Raw genomic sequence first — 17,023 nt, forward strand, 5'->3', positions numbered from 1 at the left:
AATAAAATCATAGAAAATACGAGAGAAGGTAAAATTATGTATGATATAAAATCTTTAAAAGCAGAAGAATTTATCAGCCATCAGGAAATTTTAGACACGCTGGCTTACGCAGAGGCAAATAAGCATAATGAAAAACTGATAAGCGAAGTGATTGAAAAAGCGAAACTGAGAAAAGGCCTTACCCATCGGGAAGCCATTCTTCTTCTGGACTGTGATATAGAAGAAAAGAATCAGGAAATTTATGCGTTGGCGGAACAGATTAAAAAAGATTTTTATGGCAACCGTATTGTTATGTTTGCGCCGCTGTATCTGTCAAATTATTGTGTGAATGGTTGTGTTTACTGTCCATACCATGCGAAGAATAAACATATTGCTAGAAAACAGCTGTCACAGGAAGAAATTGTGAAAGAAGTTGTGGCACTGCAGGATATGGGACATAAGCGTCTGGCATTGGAAACGGGGGAAGATCCGGTAAACTGTCCCATAGAATATGTGCTGGAAAGCATTAAAACAATTTACAGTATCAAACATAAAAACGGAGAAATCCGCCGTGTGAATGTTAACATTGCTGCTACGACCGTGGAAAATTACCGGAAATTAAAAGATGCGGGAATTGGAACTTATATATTATTTCAGGAGACTTATCATAAAGAAAGTTACGAAAAACTGCATCCCACAGGTCCGAAACATAATTATACTTATCATACGGAGGCTATGGATCGTGCAATGGAGGGCGGTATTGATGACGTTGGGATCGGTGTGCTCTTTGGGCTCGAACTGTTTCGCTATGAGTTTGTAGGATTGTTAATGCATGCGGAACATCTGGAAGCTGTGCATGGGGTTGGACCGCATACCATCAGTGTGCCCAGAATCCGTCATGCAGATGATATTGACCCGAATGCATTTGATAATGGTATTGATGACGAAACCTTTGCCAAACTAGTTGCCTGTATCAGGATCAGCGTGCCCTATACCGGCATGATTGTCTCCACCAGAGAGAGCCAGAAATGCAGGGAAAAAGTATTGCATCTGGGAATTTCTCAGGTCAGCGGCGGATCCAGAACAAGTGTAGGAGGTTATGACCACCCGGAAGAAGAAGACGATAATTCATCCCAGTTTGATGTGAGTGATAATCGTACATTGGATGAGGTCGTAAACTGGCTTATGAGGTTAGGGTACATACCGAGCTTCTGTACAGCCTGTTATAGAGAGGGAAGAACCGGCGACAGGTTTATGAGCCTGTGTAAGAGTGGTCAGATCCTGAACTGCTGTCATCCAAACGCACTTATGACTCTGAAAGAGTATCTGCTGGATTATGCATCGGAAGACACAAGGAGGATTGGTTATGAGCTGATCAAAAATGAAATTGGAAATGTTCCAAAGGAAAAGATCCGGGAAATCTTATGCCGGAATCTGGAGGAAATAGAAGAAGGAAAACGAGACTTCAGGTTTTGATGAGATTAAGTTCGTTAGATAAAGATTAGGATTAAGATATTTAGATAAGGTTAGGAGGACACCTATGGGATTAAACAGTACACCTTCGGCTGACCGGGTGCATATTGGGATTTTTGGGAGAAGAAATGCAGGAAAATCCAGTGTCATTAATGGGATCACCGGCCAGAGCCTGGCAATAGTATCGGATGTAAAAGGAACGACGACGGATCCGGTGTCAAAGGCAATGGAACTGCTTCCCCTGGGACCGGTAGTAATGATTGATACACCTGGGATCGATGATGAAGGGGAGCTTGGCGCTTTGCGTGTACAAAAAAGTTATCAGGTCCTGTACAAAACAGATATTGCCGTTTTGGTGGTGGATGCATCCCTTGGAATGACCAGCCAGGATTATGCGCTGGTGAAAAAGATCGAAGAGAAACAGATTGCTTATGTAGTAGTTTTTAATAAGTCAGAGAGTCTATCGGAAGACGAGATAAATAAATTATGCCTGGGGCGTCCCAATTATATAGCAGTCAGTGCAGTTACCGGACAAAATATTTATAAGCTAAAAGAACTGATCGCAAGCCAGGCACCGTATGATAAGCCGGAAATTCCTATTGTGCAGGATTTGCTGGATCCTCTTGACATGGTAGTGCTGGTAGTGCCTGTAGATAAAGCGGCTCCAAAGGGCCGGCTGATTCTGCCGCAGCAGCAGACAATTCGGGATATCCTGGAGGCAAGGGCATCTGCGTTAGTGGTACAGGATGTGGATCTGGCCAAAACCCTTAAGAAACTGGCACAGCCCCCAAAACTTGTAATAACTGATAGCCAGGCTTTCAAACAGGCTGACAAAGAAACACCCCGGGATATTCTGCTCACTTCATTTTCCATTCTTTTTGCAAGGCATAAAGGAAATCTGAAGACTTTGGTGGAAGGGGTGGCAGCGTTAGAGAATCTAAAAGATGGAGACACCATATTAATTTCGGAGGGATGTACCCACCATCGACAGTGCAATGACATCGGAACAGTTAAGATTCCCGCCTGGCTGAAAGAATACACGAAAGCAGCAATTAATCTGGAGTTTACAAGCGGAGTGGAATTTCCTTCTGATTTATCGAAATACAAATTGATTATTCACTGCGGCGGCTGTACTCTGAATGAACGGGAGATGAAGTACCGGATACAATGTGCCAAAGATGCCAATGTACCGATTACAAACTATGGGATGTTTATTGCCCAGGTGCAGGGGATCTTGAAGAGGAGCCTGGAGATATTCCCTTTTATTTATGAGAAGATAAACTGATGAAGCTAAAATTTGGGTTTTGCCGATTAAAGACGCTTTGTAGATGTAGGTAGTGTACGGAAAGATGGGTGTGGGAAACTGGCATGGGCTCCGTCAGCTGGCCGCAGAACTGGTATTTTCTAACCTTTCCGAAGCGCTTTTTGGCGGCACGCGGGCATTCACCGAGAAATCCTGATGCATTTCTCGGTTCAGTACCCGCTTAGTATCCGATGGGAGCCAGTCGAATACTATCCGCCAAAAAACACTTCGGAAAGCTAAGTAAATACTCAGCTCTGCTCTACGCTTCCTCCGCCCATACCAGTTTCCCACACCCATCTTTCCGAGATAGCATTCGTTGATACAAAGCTGGTTTTCTCAGCAGGTTGGAGACCCTTGGGTTGTAACGGTCTGTTCGTTTTTGGAAGCAGCAGAGTGTGTTACGGCAGTTCAGTGTGAAAGGGGGATGATAAGACGAAATTTTACCTGCTTTCCTGATCACAGACTTAACTGGATGTAGGTACTATAACCACAAATATACTGTAGTAAAATTTAGAGACAGTTCAGAGTGATAACATCCAGCTGGTTTATTGGTTTTTTGTGTTCTATGCCAATAGCGTACAGCATGCCACAACCCCAGGGCCCAACCATGCTGAGAAAACCAGCTTTGTATCAATAAACTGCATCCCGGAAAGAGAAGGGGGCGGACCATGGCAAGCGTTTGGAAGGCGTATAGCAGATTTGAGCATTTACTTACCTTGCCGGAGTGTTTTTTGGCGGATAGTATTCGACTGGCTCCCATCGGATACTAAGCGGGCAGTGAGCTGCGAAATGCATCAGGATTTCGGAGCGAATGCCCGCGTGCCGCCAAAAAGCGCTCTGGGAAGGTTAGAAAATGCCAGTTCTGCGGTAAGCCTTCCAAACGCCTGCCATGGTCCGCCCCCTTCTCTTTCCGCACACTACTTCAATCTACAAAGCGTCCCCTTCCTCAGCTAAACCCAAATTTATCATGTACGTTCCAAGTTGCACCTTGATGTTTCCCCAACTTAGCAGTACAATAAAAGCAATGCAAATTATCAAGGAGGTACATCATGTACAGAGAACAAATTGACGCATATATTGATGCACATAAGGAACAACTGATTGACGATGTGATGAAGCTTGTCAGAATTGACAGCCAGAGAACACAGGAGGAACCGGGAAAACCATATGGGGAAGGACCGGCAGAAGTACTGGAAGCTGCAAAAGAACTGATGGATTCTTATGGATTTGCAGTCAGGAATTATGAAAATCGTGTTGTGACCGGGGATTTTAATGAAAAAGAGAAACAGCTTGATATTCTGGCACATTTGGATGTGGTACCGGTGACAAAAGACTGGACTGTTACAGAACCGTTTAAGCCGGTGATCAGAGATGGAAAAATATACGGAAGAGGTACGGCAGATGATAAGGGACCGGCAATGGCAGCCTTATATGCCATGAAGGCTATCAAAGATCTTGGGATTGAACTGGATTATAATGTACGGTTGATTCTGGGATCGGATGAGGAGTGTGGTTCTTCTGATCTGGTGTACTATTATGGAATTGAAAAAGAGGCACCCATGAGTTTTACCCCGGATGCAGATTATCCGGTAATTAATATTGAGAAAGGGCATTTTTCGAAAAAATTTCATGCTGCCTTTGAAGACTGTGAAGCTTTGCCCAAGATTGTGAAAATCCAGGGCGGAGATAAGGTAAATGTAGTTCCTGCAAATGCAAAAGCGGTTATATTGGGATTAGAGGAACAGGCGGCGTTAGATGCAGCGAAAAAGGCAGAAAATGAGACAAAGGTTAAGTTTACCGTTACGAAAAACCAAGAAGAGATTGTGATAACTGCTAAGGGTGTAGCAGGACATGCCTCCACGCCGGAGGTTGGAAACAGTGCATTGACTGCGCTGCTGCAGCTGCTGGCGGGACTTGAAGCAGCACCCAGCCAGGGATTTGACAGAATCAGGGCTTTGGCAGAGCTCTTTCCTCATAATGACTATTATGGAAAGGGCATGGGAGTTGATATGGAAGATGAAATATCCGGAAAGCTCACCATGAACCTGGGTGTATTTCAATATTCTCCAACAAACTTAAGCGGACAGTTTGACAGTCGTGTACCAATTTGCGGTACAGAAGAAAATGTTACAAAGGTTGGGAAAAAGAATATGGAAGAAGCAGGGCTTACAATGGAAGAGGGACCGATGACCCCGCCTCATCATGTTCCAGGTGATTCCGTATTTGTTCAGACGCTGCTTGAGAGCTATGAGACTTATACCGGAATAAAAGGAAAACCATTGGCAATCGGCGGAGGTACTTACGTTCACGGGCTCGAGCGTGGTGTTGCATTTGGCTGCATGGTACCGGAAGTGGATAACCATATGCATGGGGATGATGAGTTTATGGATATCGACATGCTGGTCATGAGTACGAAAATTTTTGCAGATGTCATTGTAAAGCTCTGTAAAAAATAAAATAGGAACAGGCAGGACATTATGGATTACACAGGAATTGTGACAGCGCTGGTAAAGTTATTTATTTTAATTGCATTAGGGTATTATCTGAAAAAAAAAGACATTCTGGACGAGAGGACAACCTCGAAGCTGACAACACTGATTCTTCGTTTTGCATGTCCTGCTCTTATTATTAGTTCGGTAAGTACCGGACAGATCGGTGATAAAGGGGTTGTTATTAAAATATTCCTGTCAGGGGCGTGCTTATACGCCCTATTGCCGGTTTTTTCTTATTTTGCAGTGAAGCTGCTTCGGGTGCAGAAGGAAAAAGAAGGTATTTTCAGGACACTTTTGATTTTTTCCAATACATCTTTTATGGCATTTCCCATTTTAGATGCGCTGTATGGTAAAAGCGCAATTTTTTACTGCACCGTAGTACATATGTTTTTTAATATTCTTATCTATACCTATGGGATTCGCCTGATTACCGGAGAACGGATGAAAAAAGGCGGTTTCCATATAAAAAAGATTTTGAATCCCGGTGTTGTGGCAAGTTTCCTGGCATTGGTTATTTTTCTTCTGGATATCCCCGTACCGGGGGTTATTGGAGAGACATTAGGCACCATCGGATCCATTACCACACCACTCTCGATGATGATTCTGGGCAGTCTGCTGGCGGGTTATTCTATGAGGGAAATTTTTTCGGAAAAGAAACTGTACGGAATTGTACTGATAAAACTGCTGGTTTACCCTCTATTGTGCCTGCCCATTGCCCGCTTTTTGTTTCCGGACCCGGTAATTGCAGCAAGTATTATATTGTCCATAGGTATGCCTACAGCATCCATGGTTGTAATGTTCTCAGAGCAATATCAAAAAGATGTAAAAACAGCGTCGTCCGGTGTGATTTTGACTACGGTTTGTTCACTGGTTACGATTCCACTCATTTATATTTTCTTTTTAAATTAAATTTACTCTGTAATATTTTCGTGTAGTAATAAGCATATATTTGCCCACCGATTAGTATGTTTCCAATATCAGGCTTCCTTTAGATTCCACACTTATGATGGGAACCCTTGTCTCGGCTATATCCTTCCTGCTACCGGGCGCAAGGTTAAAGAGGTTATGCCATAATACGGCATAACCTCTGGGGACATTCCCCGCAAAGCCGGGCGAATATTAATCTATTGCTTAATAAATTCCAAATCCAATATCAAGAACCTAAACCACAACATACCCCACTGCTCCGTCTTCGTAACCTTCTAGTGCCTCTGCTAACCATCTAATTTCATTCTCGCGGACCTTGTGAAATCTAATTTCCACATGTTCTTTGTCACTGCACATAATCAAGCAAAATTTAGAATTCGGCTCCATATGCTTTAGTCTTAGCGCCCATATTTCAATTTAATAATGCAATTTGGGTTCCTATTACCATAGAAATGTCGTTTTTTAAATAACAATTAATACGGTCTGCCCTAAGCAGTTGGTTGCCTTGGTATTGCGGTGCTCCGGATCATATGCAAACAGCTCAAAGGTATGGTCAAAATAAATGATTTTTGTCAGCTTGCCAAAGACATCGTGCGCATAGGAAGTCCTTCTTTCATTGGCATCCACGGATGGGGCAATATCACCGATGGAATTTTATTCCAGGCTTGTGAATTTTCCAATGCCGGTTCCGTCTCCTGTTCTTCTGTTTCTAAAATAAACTGAATTACAATTGAATATCCAACAACGTAACAATGACACTTCCGCCATGTAGTTAATTAAACCGATTTTACTTATCCTCTTCCGAAAGATACAGCAGAAAAAACAGTCCGTCAAGGATGTTCCACCGCTTTCGTGGCAAGCCCTTTGACTGCCGGTTCTTTTCTACTGTTTGTGGCGGTCAAGAGGATTAAGGAAAAATCTCAAAAACGCTTCGGCTAACCATTATTATATTTACTTTGAATTGAATATCAACTCTAAAAAAACACCTTTTTCACTATCCATAGTTGATAATAAAAAGTAATCTATACTATTTTGTTCTACACACCTTACATAAAAAGTAGAATCTTTATATTCAATAAACCTGACCAAACCTTTAAAAAAATCATCTATGTCTATTTTATTACATTCTTTTAATTTAATTTCTAGAATAAAACACTTCCTTTCTTCTTCAAACTTTAAATCATAGGTAATTATTTTCGATTCTTCATATTCCAGATAGGAATTTAATTCAAACCATATTCCACTTTCATATTCGGTATTTATTGATTTAGCTAATTCTAGTAATAGTTCTCTATTCATAATCTCATCTTTCTATTTTTTAGGAATATATTTTCCACCAGGAGCTGGTGAATGAACTGATACAATTCCACCTGATTCATTAGTTACAACTTTATTTCCACGTGCATCTGTATATTCCCAAGTTTTACGACCTTGACCATCGACTTTAGATTTTCTTTTTTTCTTGTTATTATTAATTATGGTGTCAACAACTTCTTTTGAAAATCCTCTTTCATTAGCTCTTTCAGCCCCATGTTTAGAAAAAGATCTACCATCGGGAGTTTTGTCGCCTGTTTTTATAGAATCATCAGGTCCACTAACTCCCTCACCCCGAACTTCAAACACCGCCTGCGAATCCGTATCACTCCCGAACACTTCCAGGACCCGTCCAAGTATCTGTCCTGCCGTATTCAAAGAACTGTTTTCAAATACTTCCCATATTGCAGTGTTCCCATTCAGTATATCCTGTCCAACATTTCCCGGGAATGGGTTAACAAAGTATCCTTCCATCATATCCCGGGGTGTAATTACTACCTGTGTCAGCAGGACACCACTGAAGAGTATGCCTAAACCTGCCAGTAAGTTGGAAGTGGGGATACCATTCAGCACACCCAGAATCCCTAATGACCCCATCATATCCGACATGGAAAAGTACCCCGTAGGATCCCGGTACATAACCGGATTCGCATTCCCATACAAATACTTATGCAGGCTCACCGGATCAAAAATACTTCCCGCATACCGGTCCATACTGACAAATCTTCCACCCGAAGGATCCATATACCTTGCCCTTAAATAATAAAGGCGGGTTGTCTGGTCGTACTGTTCTCCAGCGTACAGGTATGGGTTTACCGTTGTTCCTGTCGTCCCAGTCAATACGCCATACGCATCGTAATCATACCGGTCTATGACCTCACTGTTTTCATCTGCAAGCATCCTTACAGAACCATGCCCGTCATAGATATAATAAGCATCTGTACCGTCCCGCTCCTGGGAGATCAGCATATCATCCCCTCGTGTATAGTGTGCCTTCAGCTGCCCGGAGGCATCCGTTTCTGCAATAACGTGGGCGATCCAGTTGTTGGTATCCAGTACGTAGTGAATTTCTTCACTGCCTGTTTTCTTGAGTATCCGGTTGCCCTGCCAGTCATAAGCGTAGGTTTCCGTGGCAGTCCCCGTTCCATTTTTGACAACTGCCCTGGTAAGTGCTCCACTGGGGTCATAAGTGTATACTGCCTGATCAGTACCTTCTGATCGGCTTATCTGGTTTCCATTTCCATCATATGTGTAAGTGATATCATTTTCGGTAAGAAGCTGGTTCAGGTTATTATAAGTGTAGGTAGTTGTTACACCATTCTCTGTTTTTGAAATGCGGTTGATTAGCTCGTCGTAAGCAATCCCCTCGATGTATTAATATTATAGCTTAAGGTAGTGCTGTACTGCGGCGTTATGTATTGAACAACATGATTTCAGTCACGAAAAGTTAAAGTATATATAGATGGTGTATTGCATAGTGAATGTTTAAAAAAATATCCCCCTCATGGGCTTGTGAAGGGAGTTTTTTACTGATATACTCTCAATACATAATGTAAAAAAGTATCAGTTTTTGTAATTTGTTTTTCAGATATGTTCTGGAGGATAGATGAGTCATTATACATAACAACGGAAGGAAATGAAAAAATGAAGAAAAGAATTGTCAGTATCGTATGTGCATGCTGCATGGTAATCGGGCTTACAGCCGGATGCGGTGCATCTGGTAACGGAAATGAAACCAATGCCCAGACAAGTGCCAAAACAGAAAGTTCAAGTGAAGCAAAAACAGAGAATGAAACAAAGCCTGAAAATGAAACAAAGGCGCTGTCAGAGTCAGCAAAGGGATCAGAAGCCGCGGAAACTGCGGCAGACAGCAAGGATTCAGTTGTAGTGACCATGCCCACAACATCGGAACCAGAGTCTGGTTTTGATCCGGCATATGGCTGGGGAGCAGGCGAACATGTACATGAGCCATTGATTCAGAGCACATTGACGGTTACAACTACGGATTTGAAAATAGACAAAGATCTTGCTACGGATTACTCAGCCAGTGAAGATGGATTGACCTGGACCGTAAAAATACGTGATGATGTAAAGTTTACAGATGGCGAGAAGCTTACAGCGAAGGATGTTGCATTTACATATAATAATGTTAAAGAAAAAAGTTCCGTTAACGATTTTACCATGTTAAAAGAGGCGGTTGCGGTAGATGATACAACGGTAGAATTCCATATGGAAAAGCCATTTTCAATCTGGCCTTACACCATGGCGATCGTGGGAATTGTTCCGGAACATGCTTATAATGAAAATTACGGACAGAATCCAATCGGATCCGGACGCTATATTATGAAGCAGTGGGACAAAGGTCAGCAGGTGATCTTTGAGGCTAATCCGGATTACTATGGAGAGGCACCGAAGATTAAGAAGGTAACGGTTTTATTTATGGAAGAAGAAGCAGCACTTGCAGCAGCTCAGGCGGGACAGGTAGATGTGGCTCATACGGCAGCTTCCTATGCAGACCAGCAGATCAGCGGATATAATCTGTTGTCGGTGGCAAGCGTGGATAACAGAGGTTTTAATCTGCCAACGACGAAACCGGAAGAAAAAGACGGTGTAACTTACGGAAGTGATGTGACATCTGATATTGCAATTAGAAAAGCGATAAATATCGGTATTGACCGGGATGAGATGATTCAGAATGTATTAAATGGTTACGGTACACCGGCATACAGCGTATGTGATAAAATGCCATGGTATAATGCGGATGCCCAGGTGCAGTACGATCTGGAAGGTGCAAAGAAAATTCTGGATGACGCCGGCTGGAAAGAAGGCAGTGACGGAATCCGTGAAAAGGATGGTGTCCGTGCTGCATTTACGTTAATGTACAGTACCGGAGATTCCGTGCGTCAGGCACTAGCAGAGGATACTAAGAATCAGCTGAAAGAATTGGGCATGGATATAACTACCGAAGGAGTAGGCTGGGATGTCGCTTATGACAGAGCACAGTCAGAGCCTCTTGTATGGGGATGGGGCGCACATACGCCGATGGAACTTTACAATATCTACCATTCTATGCCGGATACCGGACTTGCACAGTATTCACCATATGCAAATGAAAAGGTAGACAAGTATATGGATGAAGCTTTAGAAGCATCCAGTCTGGAAGATTCCTACGAACTGTGGCAGAAAGCTCAGTGGGATGGAACGGATGGAATTACCCAGGAAGGTGATATACCGTGGATCTGGTTATGCAACGTAGATCACCTTTACTTTGTAAGAGATGGATTAAAGGTAGCAGATCAGAAAATTCATCCTCATGGACATGGATGGTCCATCGTAAATAATGTTGACCAGTGGAACTGGCAATAACTCAAAAAAATAAAATAAGCAGTTAAAAGGTTGGCCTGCCAATCCGGAAAATATTTCCGGATTTACAGGACAACCTTTGGTGCATTTTGAAAGGACTAAAGATTTGAAGGGGAATTGTTTATTTATAGGTAAAAATTTGATACGGATGATCTTGCTTCTGGTTGCGGTAAGCATCGTTGCATTTGCGTTAATCAGCGCCTCGCCTATTGATCCTCTCCAGGCAAATGTAGGGCAGGCGGCACTTGGAAGCATGAGCCAGGAACAGATTGCAAAACTACAGGAGTACTGGGGTGTAGGCCAGCCTCCGGTAGAACGGTACCTTTCCTGGGCAAAAGATTTTGTCAGAGGTGATATGGGAACCTCTCTTTTATACCGGCAGAGCGTAGCGGATGTTATTGGGGTGAAGCTGGGAAATTCTTTATTTCTAATGATTATGGCATGGGTTATTTCAGGTGTTCTTGGTTTCTTTTTAGGGGTTGTGGCAGGAATGAACAGAGGAAAGGCAGTGGATAAAATAATCAAAGGATATTCACTGATTGTCGCCAGTACACCTGCTTTTTGGCTGGCATTGGTATTGCTGATGATATTCGGCGTCTGGCTGAAAGTACTGCCCATTGGATTAAGTGTTCCCATTGGAGTAGAAGCAAGCGGGGTTACCTTCCTGGACAGAATACAGCATGCAATTTTGCCGGCAGTTACTTTAAGTATTACCGGTATTTCCAATATAGCCCTGCATACCAGGGAAAAAATGATCGATGTTTGTGAAAGTGATTATGTGTTATTTGCAAGAGCCAGAGGAGAAAGCAATTTCAGTATCTTCAGATATCACGGATTCCGCAATGTTATACTGCCGGCAATTACGCTTCAGTTTGCAGCCATCAGTGAAATTTTCGGAGGTTCTGTTCTGGTAGAACAGGTATTTTCCTATCCGGGACTTGGACAGGCGGCCGTTACGGCGGGACTTGGAAGTGATGTTCCCCTTCTGATGGGGATTGCCGTGATTAGTGCTCTCTTTGTGTTTGGAGGAAACTTTATTGCAAATGTACTATACACGGTGATTGACCCCAGAATTAGGAAAGGGGGTCGAAAATAATGGAGACTGTAATGACTTATGGAAGTAAGAGGAGAATCAACCAGAGAAAGATGACGCTGATTATTTTTGTGGCAGCGGTAACTTTTCTGGTGGCAGTGGCTGTGGGAGGAATTTTCTGCGGGGAGGCTGCGCAGGAAACAGACTTTTCCAGAAAAAATATGATGCCCGGATTTCAGTATCTGTTTGGCACAGACTGGCTTGGCAGGGATATGTTTGTCCGTACAATAAAGGGGTTGTCTATGAGTATCCTGATTGGTGTCTGTGCGGCTTCGGTAAGTGCTTTTGTGGCATTGGTACTTGGCATAGCGGCGGCCACCCTTGGAAGAAAAGTAGATGCGGTAATCACCTGGTTTATTGACTTAATCATGGGAATTCCACATATGCTGCTTCTTATCCTGATCTGCGTTGCCCTGGGGAAAGGATTAACCGGCGTAATTGTAGGGGTGGCCCTGACCCACTGGACTTCCCTAGCCCGGGTAATACGTGCGGAGGTTATGCAGCTAAAAGAAAGCCAGTATATTAAAATAGCTGAAAAACTGGGACACAGTAAATTTAAAATCGCAGTGAAACATATGCTGCCGCACCTGGTACCACAGTTTCTGGTAGGATTAATTCTTTTATTTCCACATGCAATACTGCATGAATCCAGCATTACCTTTCTTGGATTTGGACTGTCAAACGAACAGCCGGCAATCGGAATTATTTTATCAGAAAGTATGAAGTATCTGGTTACGGGAAAATGGTGGCTTGCTCTGTTTCCCGGAGTTATGCTGGTCTTAACAGTAGTACTGTTTGATGTGGCGGGAGAGAGCCTTAGAAAAATAATAGATCCGGCAAGTGCACAGGAATAGCAGAAATAAATGCTGTGGATGCACAAAGTAAATGGTTGAGAGAAATTTTTATGATGAAAGGAAGCCGCACTGTGCTTCTTTCAACCTGCTTTACCTGCGGCAGTATTACAGGTCTGTCTGTAATAAAAGGGGTGGAAACCATGGAAGAAACGAAGAAAACAATATTGGAGATTAGAAACCTCTCTATTTCATTTACACAATATGACAGAGGGTTTCATCAGATAGACCTTCCGGTAATAAAGGATTTGAATGTACGGATACGGGAAGGGGAGATGGTAGCAGTGGTAGGATCCAGCGGATCCGGTAAAAGTCTGCTTGCCCATGGCGTATTGGGCATTCTACCATACAATGCCCATATGGAAGGCCAGATGCTGTATCAGGGGGAAGCGTTAACCCCCGAGAGAACGAAAAAGCTCAGGGGGGATGAAATTGTTCTGGTACCCCAGAGTACTTCCTATCTGGATCCCCTTATGAAGATTGGACCTCAGATTAGAAAAGGAAAGAAAGACAAAGTGTTAAAAAAGAAAACGGCAGATATATTTAAACGTTATTCTCTGGATCCTGCCATAGACAGTCTGTATCCATTTGAATTATCGGGTGGGATGACAAGGCGGACGCTGATTTCCACTGCCCTGATGGGGACTCCAAAGCTTGTAATAGCAGATGAACCCACACCCGGGCTGCACTTGTCTGTAGCAAAACGGGCAATGGAGCATTTTCGGGAACTGGCTGATCAGGGAGCAGGAGTATTGCTCATCACCCATGATCTGGAGCTTGCATTGGAAGTTGCCGACCGTATCGTTGTTTTTTATGCAGGTACTACAATTGAAGATGCACCGGCATCAGACTTTCGCGGGGAAGACACTTTACGGCATCCATATTCAAAAGCACTCTGGCGTGCCATTCCGGCAAATGGATTTCAGTTTATAAAAGGAGTTCAGCCTTACGTGAAGGATATGCCAAAAGGCTGTCCATTCGGTCCGCGATGTGAATATTTCAGTGAAAAGTGCAAGGGCGAAATTCCCTACCAGAAATCCGGGAACGGGTATGTTCGCTGCGTAAGAAAAGAACGGATCCAATATAAAAAGACAGAAGATAAATATGAAAAAGCAGTGGGAGAGGGGGCATAAATTTGGTACTCAAGGCAGAAAATATCTCTTTCCGATATGATAAAAACGGTCGGGAGATCTTCCGGGATTTTAATCTGGAGGTGCATGAAGAGGAAGTGGTAGGCCTGGTTGCACCAAGCGGATTTGGAAAAACAACGCTCTGCAAAATATTGGCAGGATACATGAAGCCCGATACGGGTGCAGTTTATCTGGACGATAAGCCTCTTTTTGATATGCGCGGATGCTGCCCTGTACAGATGATATGGCAGCACCCAGAGCAGGCAGTTAATCCAAGGCTGAGGATGGGTGAAGTGATAAAAGAAGGTGACCAGGTAGATGCTGCAATCATCCGGGGGTTGGGGATAGAAGAAGATTGGATGAACCGGTTTCCGGCGGAATTATCCGGAGGAGAGCTTCAGCGCTTCTGTATCGCCAGGGCTCTTGGTAAGAGCACCCGTTTTCTGCTGGCAGACGAGATCAGTACGATGCTGGATCTAATCACCCAAAGCCAGATTTGGAACTTTCTGTTAGAAGAAACAAGGCGAAGAAAAATAGGACTCATTGCAGTAAGCCATAGTGAGGCTTTGCTGGATGCAGTCTGTACAAGGCAGGTTGTGCTGGAGTCTGTTTAAAATTTGGTTAGCTGATTAAGAAACGCTTAAAGCTGGCTTTCTCAGCATAGTGAACACTACGTCCGGATACAAAGCGTCCCATAATCAGATAAACCTCATTTTAATAAACTCAGCGGCTTTCCAATAAAAGCGCAGCATATCACGACCTGAAATTGTGAATGCTGTGCTTTTTGAAAATTAGTATAGTATATTTTAGGTAATCTGCAGAGATTTGTTAAAAACCCTTTTTAGAAATCTTTTAAAAAAATACTAAAATGTAACTTGTGAAATAAATATGTTGCAAATAAAAATGAAGTGTGATAATATATTTATATTGAAAATATCTAATTACTGGCTGTTCTGCCAGGTCATTTCCAAACTACACTAAATTTAATATAAGGCGTTGCCATGCGTGCTGTAAGTCGTTATAATATACTTAAGTCTTCTTGCGCTGCAAAGGATATATGCCTTAAGTAAAAGGAGACTTACTATGATAAATTCGCCCAAAATAAGTAATAATCAGACAGAAAATAAAAAAATGGAACCATTTATTATGTATCCTACCGTTGACTTTTGTTTTAAGGAATTGATGTGTAGTGAGAAAGCAAGGAAAGGTTTAATAGCGGCATTTTTAAACCTCAATCCAAAAGAGATACAGGAAACGGTATTGTTGAATACAAACTTACGTAAGGAAAGCGAGGAGGAGAAGCTTGGAATTCTGGACGTAAGGGTATTAATGCATGACGGGACCCAGATTGACCTGGAAATGCAGGTGCTGCCTTTCCGATGCTGGGAAGAACGTACCCTGTTTTATACTTGCAAAATGTACACGGACCAGATCATAAGTGGAGATAATTATGATGTTTTGGTGAAATGTATCCATATCAGTATATTGGACTTTAAATTTTTAAAGGATTCAGATGAGTGGTATTCTTGCTTTCATCTGCGAGAAGATAAGCGAGGGAGTCTGTATTCAGAAAAACTGGAATTCCACGTACTGGAATTACCCAAATTAGGAGATAGATCCGAACCGGAAAATGAACTGTTACAATGGGCGAAATTCTTGAACGGAAAACGTGAGGAGGATTTCAAAGCAATGGCAGAGAAAAACGAATATATAAACGAAGCGTATCAAATATTAAAGAACATCAGTGCAGACGACAGGAAGAGAATTGAATATGAATCAAGAGAAAAAGCGATCAGGGACTATAACCATCTCATATATATGGCAAAAAAGGAAGGTATGGAAGAGGGGATAGAAAAAGGGATAGAAAAAGGGATAGAACGCGGTATGGAAAAAGGGCGCGAAACAGGTATAGAAGTTTTTATTCAGGATAATCTTGAAGAGGGAATTAGTCAGGAACGAATTGTTGAAAAACTGCAGAAACGATTTAATCTGGATTATAATTTGGCTGAAAAATTCTATGAGAAATATAAGTAGCTATCCTTATTTTAGGGTGTGTTTGAAAATTCATTCCCTGCATCTGCACGCCCCACTCTGCGGCATATTTACCTCAATTCAGGTTACGTAGCCCGCTGCGCGCCTTCATCCGGGACAAATCTCCCACAAAGTGTGACGCACAGCTGCCAGAAAGAAATTTTAAAATACGCTCCAGTACTCGTACTCCATTCGGACAATAACAATAGTAACAGCACTGCCTATTTTGCCAACTGCTGCGTTGTCACTATCGTTACTGTCTGTATGGAGCTCTAGAGCGTGTTTGAAAATTCATTCCTGCCATCTGCACGCCCCACTTTGCGGCATATTTGCCCCGAATTCAGGTTACGTAGCCCGCTACGCGCCCTTCATCCGGGACAAATCTCCCACAAACTGTGACGCACAGCTGCCAGAAAGCAATTTTAAAACACGCTCTAGTGCATCCCGGCGTAAATACACCACTATATAGCACCCGCTATCCGCGCCAGCTGCACGTCTGTGAATTTAGTCGTAGCCCGCTACGCTGTCGATTCACAGACGCACACCTGACGCAGATATCAGGCACTATATATCGACGTATTTACGCCGGGAGGCTCTAGAATCCATACTCAGACAATACAGATTCTGCTTTTTTTGTATCATCTACTACACATAAAACAACATAGTTACCGGCAGATTTTACAATTGCGGAATCCAGTTTTGCGGCTTCCGTGGTATTGTAAGTAGCAAACAGTTTGGACTGGTTTGTTGCACGGTTTTTAAACAGGGTTTCTACCTCAGAAACATAAGCACTGTCTTTACATTTTACAATGGCAACTTCACATGCTGTGGTGGCAGCGCTTAAATAGGCAGTGCTTTCTTCGATTTTATCCATGTCCACAAAATAGGTGGAAGCAAAGATATCTGTAGTTGCCTGTTTAAGCTCGCCAGAGGTGATTGCCTGGCTCTGGATTTCTTCTGCCAGTTTGTTAATATCTACATCAATATTTTTATCTTTGCCTCCTGAGCAGGCTGTGAGTGTGAGCATCATAAAAATTGTAATTAAAACTAAACGTAAGTATTTCATA

At 42.7% G+C, this 17,023-nt stretch carries 17 protein-coding genes and 3 pseudogenes; 13 read left to right on the forward strand and 7 right to left on the reverse strand.

Features of this window, described 5'->3' with window-relative positions:
* Nucleotides 1-36: 36 nt before the first annotated feature.
* The 5 genes from hydG (at nt 37) to QR40_RS13615 (ending at nt 6,156) form a co-directional block, all read left to right on the forward strand.
* A complete protein-coding gene (gene hydG, locus QR40_RS13600) occupies nt 37-1,455 on the forward strand; it encodes a [FeFe] hydrogenase H-cluster radical SAM maturase HydG (protein WP_044289739.1) in 1,419 nt (472 codons plus the stop codon).
* Nucleotides 1,456-1,519: 64 nt separating this feature from the next.
* Complete coding sequence (hydF, locus tag QR40_RS13605; protein ID WP_044295508.1) at nt 1,520-2,737, forward strand: [FeFe] hydrogenase H-cluster maturation GTPase HydF; 1,218 nt, start codon at nt 1,520-1,522, stop codon at nt 2,735-2,737.
* Between the two features lie 52 nt (nt 2,738-2,789).
* Complete coding sequence (locus QR40_RS32585) at nt 2,790-2,912, forward strand: hypothetical protein (RefSeq protein ID WP_255348072.1); 123 nt, start codon at nt 2,790-2,792, stop codon at nt 2,910-2,912.
* 892 nt (nt 2,913-3,804) lie between these two features.
* Nucleotides 3,805-5,211: a Sapep family Mn(2+)-dependent dipeptidase gene (locus tag QR40_RS13610; RefSeq protein WP_044295509.1), complete on the forward strand. Its 1,407-nt coding sequence runs from the start codon at nt 3,805-3,807 to the stop codon at nt 5,209-5,211.
* A 21-nt stretch (nt 5,212-5,232) separates the two neighbouring features.
* On the forward strand, nt 5,233-6,156 hold the full coding sequence (locus tag QR40_RS13615; RefSeq protein WP_044295510.1) for an AEC family transporter: 924 nt from the start codon (nt 5,233-5,235) through the stop codon (nt 6,154-6,156).
* 480 nt (nt 6,157-6,636) lie between these two features.
* On the opposite strand, the gene QR40_RS31795 is transcribed toward QR40_RS13615, so the two are convergent.
* The 3 genes from QR40_RS31795 to QR40_RS13625 all read right to left on the reverse strand — a co-directional run bounded on the left by QR40_RS31795 (nt 6,637) and on the right by QR40_RS13625 (nt 8,859).
* Nucleotides 6,637-6,801 carry a hypothetical protein gene (locus QR40_RS31795; RefSeq protein WP_160295811.1) on the reverse strand — a complete coding sequence of 55 codons (165 nt, stop codon included), beginning with the start codon at nt 6,799-6,801 and terminating at the stop codon, nt 6,637-6,639.
* Nucleotides 6,802-7,125: 324 nt separating this feature from the next.
* Nucleotides 7,126-7,473 (reverse strand): hypothetical protein, encoded by a 348-nt coding sequence (locus QR40_RS13620; RefSeq protein WP_044295512.1) that lies wholly within the window; start codon nt 7,471-7,473, stop codon nt 7,126-7,128.
* A 12-nt stretch (nt 7,474-7,485) separates the two neighbouring features.
* Nucleotides 7,486-8,859 (reverse strand): RHS repeat domain-containing protein, encoded by a 1,374-nt coding sequence (locus QR40_RS13625; RefSeq protein WP_465231369.1) that lies wholly within the window; start codon nt 8,857-8,859, stop codon nt 7,486-7,488.
* A 273-nt stretch (nt 8,860-9,132) separates the two neighbouring features.
* Between QR40_RS13625 and QR40_RS13630 the strand changes: the two genes are divergently transcribed.
* From QR40_RS13630 to QR40_RS13655, 6 genes are all read left to right on the forward strand, one after another.
* The gene (locus QR40_RS13630) at nt 9,133-10,854 is read left to right on the forward strand and encodes an ABC transporter substrate-binding protein (RefSeq protein ID WP_044295515.1); all 1,722 of its coding nucleotides are present in this window, start codon (nt 9,133-9,135) and stop codon (nt 10,852-10,854) included.
* 145 nt (nt 10,855-10,999) lie between these two features.
* A complete protein-coding gene (locus tag QR40_RS13635) occupies nt 11,000-11,947 on the forward strand; it encodes an ABC transporter permease (protein ID WP_156043089.1) in 948 nt (315 codons plus the stop codon).
* Complete coding sequence (locus QR40_RS13640) at nt 11,947-12,798, forward strand: ABC transporter permease (RefSeq protein WP_044295516.1); 852 nt, start codon at nt 11,947-11,949, stop codon at nt 12,796-12,798. The genes QR40_RS13635 and QR40_RS13640 overlap by 1 nt, the downstream gene beginning before the upstream one ends.
* Before the next feature lie 140 nt (nt 12,799-12,938).
* Complete coding sequence (locus tag QR40_RS13645; RefSeq protein ID WP_044290457.1) at nt 12,939-13,928, forward strand: oligopeptide/dipeptide ABC transporter ATP-binding protein; 990 nt, start codon at nt 12,939-12,941, stop codon at nt 13,926-13,928.
* A 2-nt stretch (nt 13,929-13,930) separates the two neighbouring features.
* Nucleotides 13,931-14,539, forward strand: coding sequence for an ABC transporter ATP-binding protein (locus QR40_RS13650; protein WP_027296567.1), 609 nt, complete (start codon nt 13,931-13,933; stop codon nt 14,537-14,539).
* A gap of 469 nt (nt 14,540-15,008) precedes the next feature.
* Nucleotides 15,009-15,959 (forward strand): Rpn family recombination-promoting nuclease/putative transposase, encoded by a 951-nt coding sequence (locus QR40_RS13655; protein ID WP_052430847.1) that lies wholly within the window; start codon nt 15,009-15,011, stop codon nt 15,957-15,959.
* 83 nt (nt 15,960-16,042) lie between these two features.
* Here the strand turns inward: QR40_RS13655 and QR40_RS33685 are convergent, their stop codons facing one another.
* Complete coding sequence (locus QR40_RS33685; protein WP_416389846.1) at nt 16,043-16,117, reverse strand: DUF6783 domain-containing protein; 75 nt, start codon at nt 16,115-16,117, stop codon at nt 16,043-16,045.
* On the opposite strand from QR40_RS33685, the pseudogene QR40_RS33690 reads away from it, so the two are divergent.
* Nucleotides 16,097-16,159: pseudogene (locus tag QR40_RS33690) on the forward strand (hypothetical protein); the annotation flags it as partial. The gene QR40_RS33685 and the pseudogene QR40_RS33690 sit on opposite strands and share 21 nt — an antisense overlap.
* Nucleotides 16,160-16,209: 50 nt before the next feature.
* On the opposite strand, the gene QR40_RS33695 reads toward QR40_RS33690, so the two are convergent.
* Nucleotides 16,210-16,266: a DUF6783 domain-containing protein gene (locus tag QR40_RS33695; protein WP_416389847.1), complete on the reverse strand. Its 57-nt coding sequence runs from the start codon at nt 16,264-16,266 to the stop codon at nt 16,210-16,212.
* 15 nt (nt 16,267-16,281) lie between these two features.
* Between QR40_RS33695 and QR40_RS33700 the strand changes: the two are divergent.
* Nucleotides 16,282-16,353 (forward strand): annotated as a pseudogene (locus QR40_RS33700) (DUF6783 domain-containing protein); the annotation flags it as partial.
* Here the strand turns inward: QR40_RS33700 and QR40_RS33705 are convergent.
* A pseudogene (locus tag QR40_RS33705) lies at nt 16,339-16,428 on the reverse strand (hypothetical protein); the annotation flags it as partial. The pseudogenes QR40_RS33700 and QR40_RS33705 overlap by 15 nt on opposite strands.
* Nucleotides 16,429-16,551: 123 nt before the next feature.
* Nucleotides 16,552-17,022: a DUF4358 domain-containing protein gene (locus tag QR40_RS13660; RefSeq protein ID WP_027296568.1), complete on the reverse strand. Its 471-nt coding sequence runs from the start codon at nt 17,020-17,022 to the stop codon at nt 16,552-16,554.
* Nucleotide 17,023 lies beyond the last annotated feature (1 nt).

The organism is Robinsoniella peoriensis, assembly GCF_000797495.1.
GTDB classification, from domain to species: Bacteria; Bacillota; Clostridia; order Lachnospirales; family Lachnospiraceae; genus Robinsoniella; species Robinsoniella peoriensis.